The sequence below is a fragment of the Amycolatopsis sp. NPDC026612 genome, assembly GCF_040638285.1.
Taxonomy (GTDB): Bacteria; Actinomycetota; Actinomycetes; order Mycobacteriales; family Pseudonocardiaceae; genus Amycolatopsis.
Window position 1 is genome coordinate 31,148 of the sequence record NZ_JBEZYB010000005.1, and the last position, 10,341, is coordinate 41,488.

The 10,341-nt window shown below is 69.7% G+C and carries 10 protein-coding genes; 9 read left to right on the plus strand and 1 reads right to left on the minus strand.

The features are described from left to right. Position 1: 1 nt before the first annotated feature. The 7 genes from AB0F15_RS07155 to AB0F15_RS07185 all read left to right on the plus strand — a co-directional run bounded on the left by AB0F15_RS07155 (position 2) and on the right by AB0F15_RS07185 (position 8,415). Complete coding sequence (locus AB0F15_RS07155) at positions 2-1,618, plus strand: class I tRNA ligase family protein (RefSeq protein WP_360266500.1); 1,617 nt, start codon at positions 2-4, stop codon at positions 1,616-1,618. Between the two features lie 45 nt (positions 1,619-1,663). Beyond that, positions 1,664-2,647 (plus strand): clavaminate synthase family protein, encoded by a 984-nt coding sequence (locus AB0F15_RS07160; protein ID WP_360266503.1) that lies wholly within the window; start codon positions 1,664-1,666, stop codon positions 2,645-2,647. A gap of 66 nt (positions 2,648-2,713) precedes the next feature. Beyond that, positions 2,714-3,232, plus strand: a complete 519-nt coding sequence (locus AB0F15_RS07165) for a transposase (RefSeq protein WP_360266506.1) — start codon at positions 2,714-2,716, stop codon at positions 3,230-3,232. Between the two features lie 103 nt (positions 3,233-3,335). Beyond that, on the plus strand, positions 3,336-4,073 hold the full coding sequence (locus AB0F15_RS07170) for an IS701 family transposase (protein WP_360266509.1): 738 nt from the start codon (positions 3,336-3,338) through the stop codon (positions 4,071-4,073). 570 nt (positions 4,074-4,643) lie between these two features. Then, positions 4,644-5,951, plus strand: a complete 1,308-nt coding sequence (locus AB0F15_RS07175; protein WP_360266513.1) for an ATP-grasp domain-containing protein — start codon at positions 4,644-4,646, stop codon at positions 5,949-5,951. Positions 5,952-5,965: 14 nt separating this feature from the next. Beyond that, a complete protein-coding gene (locus AB0F15_RS07180) occupies positions 5,966-7,186 on the plus strand; it encodes an ATP-grasp domain-containing protein (RefSeq protein WP_360266515.1) in 1,221 nt (406 codons plus the stop codon). Further along, a complete protein-coding gene (locus AB0F15_RS07185; protein WP_360266518.1) occupies positions 7,183-8,415 on the plus strand; it encodes an MFS transporter in 1,233 nt (410 codons plus the stop codon). The genes AB0F15_RS07180 and AB0F15_RS07185 overlap by 4 nt, the downstream gene beginning before the upstream one ends. A 3-nt stretch (positions 8,416-8,418) precedes the next feature. Here the strand turns inward: AB0F15_RS07185 and AB0F15_RS07190 are convergent, their stop codons facing one another. Beyond that, positions 8,419-9,363, minus strand: coding sequence for a questin oxidase family protein (locus AB0F15_RS07190; protein WP_360266521.1), 945 nt, complete (start codon positions 9,361-9,363; stop codon positions 8,419-8,421). Positions 9,364-9,589: 226 nt separating this feature from the next. Here AB0F15_RS07190 and AB0F15_RS07195 point away from each other — a divergent pair, with 226 nt between their 5' ends. Together AB0F15_RS07195 and AB0F15_RS07200 are read left to right on the plus strand one after the other, a co-directional pair. Further along, positions 9,590-9,964 (plus strand): hypothetical protein, encoded by a 375-nt coding sequence (locus AB0F15_RS07195; protein WP_360266524.1) that lies wholly within the window; start codon positions 9,590-9,592, stop codon positions 9,962-9,964. A 13-nt stretch (positions 9,965-9,977) separates the two neighbouring features. After that, complete coding sequence (locus AB0F15_RS07200) at positions 9,978-10,298, plus strand: integrase (RefSeq protein WP_360266527.1); 321 nt, start codon at positions 9,978-9,980, stop codon at positions 10,296-10,298. Positions 10,299-10,341 lie beyond the last annotated feature (43 nt).

The window sequence follows — 10,341 nt, forward strand, 5'->3', positions numbered from 1 at the left end:
GATGCCTGGCCAGAACCGTCCCGCCATCGTCGTCGACACCCCGCCGACGTCGAACGGCGACCTGCACATCGGACACCTCGCCGGTCCGTTCATGGCGGCCGACGTGCACGCGCGCTACCTCCGGGCCCGCGGCCGCGAGGTGGTCTTCTCCAGCGGTACCGACGACAGCCAGACGTACGTGCTGGCCAGCGCCCGGCGCAAGGCGATGCCGCCGGAGGAGCTCTGCGGCCGGTCCTGGCACCAGATCAAGCACACGCTGGAGCGGATGGGCATCTCGCTGGACGGCTTCGCGCCGTATGACGACCGCTACCGCGCATCGGTGCGCACGTTCGTCGACGACCTGTACGCGGCCGGCAAGTTCGAACTGCGGACCGTGCGGCTGCCGTACTCCGAGCGGACCGGCGAGTTCCTCGTCGAGGGCTTGGTCGCCGGCTACTGCCCGGTCTGCCTGGTGTTCAGCCGTGGCGGGCTGTGCGAGACGTGCGGCCACCCGAACAACTTCGACGAACTGCTCGACCCACAGTCCACAGTGGACCAGCACGACCCGGTGACGCACCGGGAGACCGAGATCCTCGTGCTCCCCCTGGAGCAGTACCGGGAACGGCTGGTCGAGTTCTACGAGCGGCGCAAGGACCGGATGCGCCCGCACACCGTGCAGGTCGTGCGGGAGCTGCTGGCCAAGCCGCTGCCGGACTTCCCGATCACGTACCCGATCGGGTGGGGCATCCCGGCGCCGTTCCCGGAGACGCCGGACCAGCGGCTCAACGCGTGGGTGGAGGGCATCCCGGCGGTCATGTACTGCACTGCCTTCGCCGACGAGCAGAAGCGCGGCGGCCCGGACGGGTCCGCGGACGACGAGCTGTGGCGGGCCGAGCGCGACGCCGAGGTGATCTACTTCATCGGGTTCGACAACGTGTACTTCTGGGGCCTCACGCACGTGGCGCTGCTCATGGCGCACGAGGGCAAGTACGTGTTGCCGGACGCGATCGTCTCCAACGAGTTCTACGAGCTGGAGAACGACAAGCTCTCCACCAGCCTCGGCAACGTGCTCTACACCAACGACCTGCTGGACGAGGTCCCGCGCGACCTGATCCGGTTCTACCTGGCGCTGACCTGCCCGGAGAGCCAGCGCGCCAACTTCAGCCGGGCCGCGCTGGACAAGGTGGCCGACCTGCGGGTGGTCACCCCGTGGAACCAGCTGGCCGAAGTGGTGAACAAGGTCACCGCGGCCAGCGGTGTGACCGACGAGCTGCCGGTGTCGCAGGCGGCTCAGGCCCGCGCGGGCGCGGTGGCCGCACGGTTCCGGGTCTGCTACGAGATCGACGGTTACAGCCTCACCCGGGCCGCGGACCTGATCGTGGCCCAGACCGAGCGGCTGCTGCTGGCCGCGCAGGCGCTCGACCCGTCGGCCGCCGGCACCAGTAGCGCGCTCGCCGACCTTTTCCTCGAATTGCGAACGCTGATCAGCTGCGCCGCGCCGATCATGATCGACCTGGCGGCCTCGGGAGCCGAGGCCGGCGGGTTCACCTGCCGCCTCGACGACGAGGCCACGCGGGTCAGCACGGTGAAGCCGTTCCGCGTGCCGGCCATCGAGGCGGCGGCGCCTTCCGGCGCGTGAACTCTTCTGCACTGCTGTGCACTGGCGAGAGGACCTGAAGGGAAGATGGCGTCGACTCAAGTGACCAAGGCCGTCGAGTTCACCGTCGAGCCGGACGACGCGGTGCTGGTCGAGCGGGTCGCGCGCGAGGTGTGTGCCGCCGGCCCGGACCGGATCGACGACCCGGCGTGGGTGGACCTCGCGCGCGACGCGTGGGACGCGTTGCCGCTGCGGCTGCGGCAGGCCGTCCGGCAGTTCCGCCGGGACTCCGGGCCGCAGGGCTGCATGCTGCTGCGCGGTGTTCCCGTGGAGCCCGAGGAGACCCTGCGGCCGACGCCGAAGGTGGCCGAGTCCGTGGAGCACAGCTCGAGCATCTCGGCGGCCGTCCTGGTGATGGTGGCCTGCGGGCTGGGCGACCCGTCCGCGTTCGCCGCGGAAAAGTCCGGCGCGCTGGTGCAGAACGTGGTGCCGGTGCCCGGCAAGGAGGAGTTCCAGGGCAACTCCGGGTCGGTGTTGTTGGCGTCGCACAACGAAAACGCGTTCCACCCGCACCGGCCGGACTTCGTGATGCTGCTGTGCCTGCGCGCCGACCACGACCGGGTGGCGCAGCTGTCCACAGCGTGTGTCCGCATGGTCTTGCCGCTGCTCAGCGAGGACGCCAAGGAAGCGCTGTTCAGCCCGGAGTTCGTCACCGAGCCGCCGCCGTCGTTCGGCAGACGCAGCGGCCCGACCTCACCGCACGCGGTGCTCTTCGGTGCATCGGAGGACCCGGACATCCGGGTCGACTTCTCCGCGACCACGCCGTTGACCCAGCGGGCGAAGTCCGCATTGGCCGAGCTGGAACGGCTGTTGGGCGAGACGGCGTTCTCGGTCAAGCTCACGCCGGGAGACCTGGCGATCGTGGACAACCGGGTCGCGGTGCACGGCCGCTCGGCCTTCACGCCGCGCTACGACGGCAGGGACCGCTGGCTCCGGCGCACGTTCGTCGCAACCGACCTGCGCCGGTCCCGCGACCACCGGCCGCTGGACGGGTACGTCCTGGCGCGCTAGTAGTGCTTTGTTAGGTCTCGGCGTGTCGTGGGGGAGTAGGGCGGGGCTGAGCGGTTTCATGTTCCGGTGACCCCTGATGAGCTTGCCCATGTCCGGCAACGCCTGGAGGCCTTCGCGGCGGACGTGTTTGCGCCCTTGGCCCGGTCCGATCAGCGGGCCAAGGGTGAGATGTACATGCGCGGATTGCTGCTGGATGGGCAGCGGAAGTCGATGCAGCCGATGGCGGACCGGCTGGGGGTGGATCATCAAGGGCTGCAACAGTTCGTGACCACCTCGACGTGGGACACCGACGCGGTGCGGGCACGACTGGCCCGCAAAGCGGTGGAGACGATCGGTCCGGTGGCCTGGGCGGTCGACGACAGCGGCTTCCCGAAAGACGGCTCAAGTTCACCGGGTGTGGCCCGGCAGTACTCCGGAACCTTGGGCAAGGTCGCCAACTGTCAGATCGGGGTCAGCGTGCACGCGGTCACCGACACGGCCTCCTGCCCGCTGGACTGGAAGCTGTTCCTGCCGGGGTCCTGGGACACGGCCAAAGCGGGCCGGCCGCGGTCAAGACGGCCAAAGCCAAGCGGCGCAAGACACTGAAGAACGCGCCACGAGCCACCGCACCCGCTGATGATCAGGCGCGTCCGGGGGTCGAGGTCGACATGGAAGCGGTCACCGAGGCCGCCAGGGCGCGGCGCAACCGGTGCGGCATTCGCAGGAGGAGGGCCACCGTCCGAAGTGGACGCTAGCCGTGGAGATGCTCGACGAACTCGCCAGACACGGGCTGCGGCCACCGGTACTGGCCGCCGACGCCGGCTACGGCGACAACAGCCAGTTCCGGGCCGCGCTCGACGAGCGGGACGTCGCCTACAGCGTGCAGCTCAAAGGCGAGGCCCTGGCTCACACCAGCGAGGCGGTCCCCGTCGAGCGGGAGTGGTCCGGCACAGGCCGGTGCGGCCGTCCGCCGGCCGGCACGCCCGTCTACACCGACGAACCGGTCAGCCTGGCTCGGCACGTGGCCGCCACCGGCCGCCAGGACGCGCTCACCATCACCTGGCGCGAAGGCAGCAAAGGTTCACTGACCTCACAGTTCGTGTTCCTGCGGGTCCGCCCGGCCGGGCACCGCGTCCCCCGCAACGGCGAGGACGGCGCCCTGCCCGAGCGGTGGCTCATCGCCGAATGGCCCGACGACGAGCCCGAACCGGTTACCTACTGGCTGTCCAGCCTTCCTGCCACCACCAGTCACGCCGACCTCGTCCGCTACGCCAAGATCCGCTGGCGGATCGAGCACGACTACCGCGAACTCAAGACCGGTCTGGGCCTGGACCACTTCGAGGGCCGCTCCTGGCAGGGCTGGCACCGCCACGTCACCCTGGTCACCGCTGCGCACCTGTTCCTCACCCTGCTGCGAGGCGACCCAAAAGCGGCTGCGCCGGCCTGACCCTCTACAAGGTCATCCGCGAGCTGCAGCTACTCCTCGCGACCTGGACCGGCGCATGCCTGACCTGCCACCAAACCGTGAAACCGTTGCACCGCAACAAGCATCAACAAACCTAACAAAGCACTACTAGGGCTTGTCTCGAAGTCATCTCGGGCAGCATGAGCTGGACGTGCCGGTGGTCGAAACGGGCCCGGCTCTTCAGCCCTGCCGCAGTGGTCGTGAGTGTTCAGGACGGTTAGAACCCTCCTGAACACTCACGACAACCCAACCACCCACCCAGCCCGGCGCTGTCCGCCCCCGACCACCGCCCCGGCCTCCGGCCACCGCCCGGCCGGGGGCGCCGGTGCGCGCCCGCCACCGTGGAAAGTGTCCACCAGGTCTCCGGTCGTGCTCAGTTTCTTTTTCGATCGACGACCCGATTATCGGCGACCGCACCCATTTCGACCACCAAAAACGTCCGGCAACACCGGCTCCGACGCAACCGGCTCGACAAAACTTCGATTCAGGCCCTAGCCCTCGCTGTGTATAAATGTTTTCGAAAACACACCCACACAAACACGAGCAGGGGCCATGGACGCTGACGTTCCAAGGGACAAGCCGGCGGCGTTCCTCTTCATGGGGGACCTGGTGATCGTCGCCCGCCAGGCGCGGCTGATCGCCGAGGCGCACGCGCGTGGGCTGCAGCCGTTGTTGGTGGTCACGCCGCACACGCCGGCGGAACGTCTGGCCGCGTGCCGAGCCGATCCCACCCACCCGCTCTCGAAGCTGGCGGAGGTGGTGGAGGTGCCGGACGCGACCGTGCAGGACGTGCTGCCCGGCATCCAGCCCTTGCTGCGCGCGTACGACGTCCAGGGTGTCATCTGCGTCGGTGACTTCTTCGTGGAACCCGCGGGCATCACCGCGCACTGCCTCGGCCTGCCCGGCGCCGGTGCCGGGGCCAGCCGGATGGCACGGAACAAGCTGTTGCAGCGTACCGCTTTGCCCGACCTGTCTCCGGCCTTCCAGGTGGTCACCCCGGCCGAACGGTCCGAAGTGGACGGCTCGGCGATCCGGTTCCCGGTGGTGGTCAAGCCGACCGGCCGGTTCTCCAGCCTCGGCGTGCACCGCGTGGACGACGCCGAACGGCTCGCCGAGGTGCTGCGCGGCTACGAGCCCGACGAGGTCGTGCTCATCGAACAGCTGGTCACCGGCCCCGAATTCTCCGTCGAATCGCTCGTGCAGCACGGCGAGGTCATCTGGTCGGGGGTCACCGCCAAACAGACCAACGAAGCCACGAGCACGTCGTTCACCGAAATGGGGCACACCAGCCCGGCCGAATACCTGGCCGTGGCCGACGAGAAACTGTTGCTCCAGGCCAATGTCGACGTCCTGCAGCGGATCGGGTTCGCGGACGGCATCAGCCACGCCGAGTTCCGGCTGTCCGACGGTGCGCCGGTGCTGATGGAGGTCGCGACCCGGCTGCCCGGCGGTGGCATCACGTTCCTGTGGGAGCTCGCCACCGGTGCGTCACTCGAGCCGGTCATGGTCGACCTGGCGCTGGGGCGGCCGGTCACCTACCCGCAGCCCCAGCGCCGGGCCCGCCAGGTGTACCTGGACCACCCGGCCGGTCGCCTGCGGGACGTCACCAGCACCGCCGCCGAGGTGTCGTGGGTCGAACGCGACGACCGGTGGCCGTACCCGGAGCCGGTCGACCGGGACGCCCCGCCTGCCGCCCGCGCGGTGCTCGTCACCCAGCATCCGGGGACGCTCCTTGGCCCGCAGGTCGACGGCGAACAGCGGTCCGGGTCGGTGCTGTTCGACGCGCCGCTGGACGCCCCGACCGACCCGCTGGCCGCCCGCTTCCTCGGCGAGGTCACCGTCGTCGTGGACCCGACATGAGCCCGGAGAGCAGCATGCCCAATCTCGTGATGGTGATGCCGTACAAGGCGTATCTGCTTGCCGCCAAGCAGGAGGGCTTCCGGGTCTGCGCGATCTGGGACCCGAGCCTGTCATCGGTGATGCCGACCAGCCCGCGGGACTTCCCGGCGTACCTGGAGGAGTTGCGCGGCATCGCCGACGAGTTCGTCCTCACCGACTTCGATGACGAGGTCGGGTTCGCGGACGTGGTGGCGCAGGCGGCGAAGGACTTCGACGCAGACCTGATCTACCACGTGGGCCAGGAGAACAGCATGCTGGCCACCTACCGGGTGGCCGAACAGCTGGACAAGGCGGTCAACCCGGCCGGCTCGATCGAGCTGCTCAACGACAAGCTGGCCATGCGTCGCCTGCTGGCCGAGCACGGCGTGTCCACGATCAAGTTCGCCGCCGCCGACCGCTGGCAGGACGTGGCCGCCCTGCTCGACGACTTCACGCTCCCGGTCGTGGTGAAACCCACCGAACTCGCCGGCAGCCGCGGGGTGTTCCTCCTGCGGTCGAGGGACGAGCTGGCCGAATGGGGCAGGTTGCTCGACTCCTACGGCTATGCGGGACAGCTCCTCGTCGAGGAGTACCTGCAAGGGCAGGAGTACAGCGTCGAGACGATCAGCGTCGAGGGCGTGCACCACGTCATCGGCGTGACCACCAAGTCGCTGAGCGAACCGCCGCTGTTCGTGGAGACCGGGCACCTGCACCCGACGCCGGAATCCCCGGCTACCAAGGCGATCGCCGACCTGGCCGTCGAGCTGCTCACGTTGACCGGCTACCGCACCGGGCCCGCGCACACCGAGGTGATCAGCACGGCCGGCGGCCCGAAGCTGGTCGAGTCGCAGGCCCGGCTGGCCGGTGACCGGATCCCGGTGCTGGTCAAGCTGGCCACCGGCTTCGACATCAACCAGGCGATCTTCCGCGCGCTCGCCGGACGGCCCCTCGACCCCGTGGTGCCCCAGCGGTACGCCCGCGTCGCCTACCTGGAATACCCCACGGGCGTACTGCGGTCGGTGGACGGGCTGGATGCCGTGCGTGCCCTGGACTTCGTCGCCGAGCTGAGCTTCCCGTTCGTGGCCGGCGACGTCATCCCGCCGGTCGTGGACTCCAAGACGAGACACGGGTACGTGGTGCTGCACGGCGCCTCGCCCGAGGAGGTCGTCGAACGGGTGGCCGAGGTCCGGTCGATGATCGACGTGCACGTCGGATGAACATCCTCGGGCTGCACCGCAACCTGCGAGCCCGAATCGCGATCGGGTTCGTGAACCGGTTGCTGGACGCCATGATCACCACGTTCATGGCGGTGTACCTCGCCGACCGGTACACCATCGCCGTCGCGGGCGTGCTGATGTTCGCCGTCGTCTCGCTGGGTGTGTTCGCGATGTTCTTCGGCGGCCACCTGTCCGACACCCGGGGCCGCCGCCCGACACTGCTGCTCGCGGAGACGGCCGCGTGCCTGTCGTTCGGGTTGATGGCGTTGGGCAACAGCGGTGCCGGCGGCACGGTCGTGGTGTTCGTCGGCTACCTGGTCGCGAAGCTGGCGTCGAGCGTGGCGCTGCCGGCGAACGACGCGGTGATCGTGGACGTCACCACGCCGGAGGACCGCAAGGGCGTCTACACCATCAACTACTGGGCCACGAACCTCGCGCTCGCGGTCGGCAGCCTCCTCGGCGGCTTCCTCTACCACGGGCACTTCACGTTGCTGCTGCTGATCGCGGCCGTCGCCACCGGCGGCGCGTTGCTGACCACGTTCCTGGTGATCGGCGAGACCCGACCGGCCGAGGCGGAATCCGCCGAGGCGGTGCACCCGGTGCGCGCGTTCGTCGTCGGCTACCGGACGGTGGCGCGGGACGGCCGGTTCCTCAAGTTCGTCGCCGCCGCCACCCTGGGCCTCGCCATCGAGTTCCAGCTGGTCAACTACCTCGGCGTCCGGCTGTCCGGACTGCCCGCCCAGAACCTGCTGGGGGTGGGCCAGGTCGACGGCGTGGAGATGCTGGGTCTGGTCCGTGCCGAGAACACCGTCCTCGTCGTGTTGCTCGCGTTGTTCTCCCACGTGGTGTTCAAGCGCATCCCCGACCGGCCGCGGCTGTACGTGGGCATCGCGCTGTTCGCCGCGGGGTACATGGTGCTGGCCGTGAGCCAGACCGGCTGGGTGCTGCTCGTCGCCGGTGTCGTGTTCACCGTGGGCGAGCTGATGAACGTGCCCGTGAAGCAGGCGTTGCTGGCCAACATGGTTCCGCGGACCGCGCGGCCCCGGTACATGGCGGTCTACAACCTGAGCATCCGGTTCTCCCAGATGATCGCCTCGATCAGCATCACCCTGGGTGCGCTCATCGGCCCGTGGGGCATGGCCGCGTTCTACGGCCTGCTGGGCGTCGCGATCATCCTGCTGTACCGCACCGTCCTGGCCACCGCGGACTTGGTGGCCGCCGAGAGGTGACCATCACGGGTCGATCATCTCGGCCGCGCGCAGGCCGGCCCGCAGCGCTCGGTCGTCCTTGGTCAGGTCGTACGCCTCGGCGGCGGTGTCGGCGAACTTGATCACGTGCTCGTGGCCGTGCGCCACCGCCCGTTCCACCATTTCGTCGGTGGTACCAACGGCGGACACCGGCACGTCGACCGGGTGGGCGGGCGCGAACGTGGTCACGATGGCCGCCGCCGCGCCCCACCCCGCGGTCAGGCTCGGCGCCCACAGTTCCCGGGGCAGCGCGGGCAGCGTGTGCCGTACGGCGTTCGGTGCGGTCGCCGCGTGCACCAGCAGGACCGGGCTGGCCTGCCCGTGATGCAGGTAGTGCACGGTCGCCGCGTGCACCAGGTCACCGAGCAGCAGGGGGACGTCGTCGGCGGTGGCGGGCGGCCGTAGGGCGCTGAGTGCCCTGGGCCACGCGGACATCTCGGCGAACTGGCCGAAGCGGTGGGCCAGGCCGCCGCTCTGGTCCGGGACCCGGGGGAGACCCGCGAGCGCCGCCGTCGCGTCCAGGGTGCCGGCCGGTGCGACGACACCGGGGACAGCCCGTGACCGTGCGGCCCAGAAGGCCAGGCCGTGCGCGAGTTCGGTGAGCGCCGGCTCGCTGTGGTCGCCGGCGAGCAGGGCCCGCGCCACGTGCCCGACGCGGATCAGGCCGTGCGTGGCCCCGGCCATGATCCCGGGCAGCAGCCGCGGCCACCACGTGGCCAGCACCTCCCGCCACGGCCGCTCGGCGATCTCGTGTTCGAAGTAGACGGACCAGTCGCCGACCCGCGACCCGTCGCCGAGTGCCTCGCGCCAGGTGTCCGCCGTGATCGGGTTCCCGGCGGACGGCATGTCGTCCAACCGGTTCAGGTAGTCGTCGATCCACGTGTCGACGGCCGTGGCGTGGCCCCGGCGGACCAGGACCTCCACGGCCATCGGACCGTGGTTGGACAGCTGGCCTTCACCCTACTCCGGGCCGGTACCGCGGAGACGTCGGTATGCGTCGTCGAGGGCGTCCATGCCCCCATTCTGCCTGTCGCGCCCGGGGCCGCACAGCCTCTTCCCCCCGGCCGAATCTTCCGCCCCGGACGGCGCCGGCTAAACCGTTCTCGCGGCTGGAGCGTTTCCCCTCGACTCGACCAGGAGACCAGGGAGCAAACTCATGCCGAAGATCAAGAAGTGGATCGCACCGGCCGCATTCGTGCTGGCGGCCGGAGCGGCAGTGGCCGTCGCGCCTGCGGCGTCGGCGCACGATGCCATCGGATCGATCAACAACTGCAACGGCCGGTGCGGCTACGGTGGTGTCACCAACAACCACACCCGGGTCTACGCCTGCGACACGAAGAGCGACGGCTACGGCTTCCGGACGGACTACATCCTGCGCAACGGCGCCAGCGGCTACGTCGACGACGCCAACGGCAGTGACTCGGGGTGCAGCGCCGTGGTCCCCGGGACGGCGAGCAACCCGGTCGTGTACTTCCTGGTCAGCTGGAAGCGCACGGGGGACTGGGTCTCCGCGGGGTGGTTCACCGCCTGATCGATACTGCAGGATGCGCCGGCAGACCGTGAAGAAACGAGCGCAGGAGCGGCACCGCCGGGGCAAGGGCAAACCGTGGCAGGAGAACGGGCTCGTGTTCGCGTCGGCGGCCGGTACCGAACTGGACGCGCACAACGTCCGGCGCAGCTTCGTGTCTCTGCTGTCGGATGCCCGATGGCGGATCGAGGAGATCGCCAGGCTCTGCGGCCACAGCGGGGCGGCCGTCACGGAGCAGGTGCACCGGAACCAGATCAGGCCGGTGATCGTGGAGGGTGCGCTGGCGATGGAGGGCATCTTCTCGGCAAGGGGTGGTGAGGGGCAGTCACTCAGTTAGTCACCAAGGCCGGGTTTCCGCGCTGAGCAGGAGCCGGAGGAGG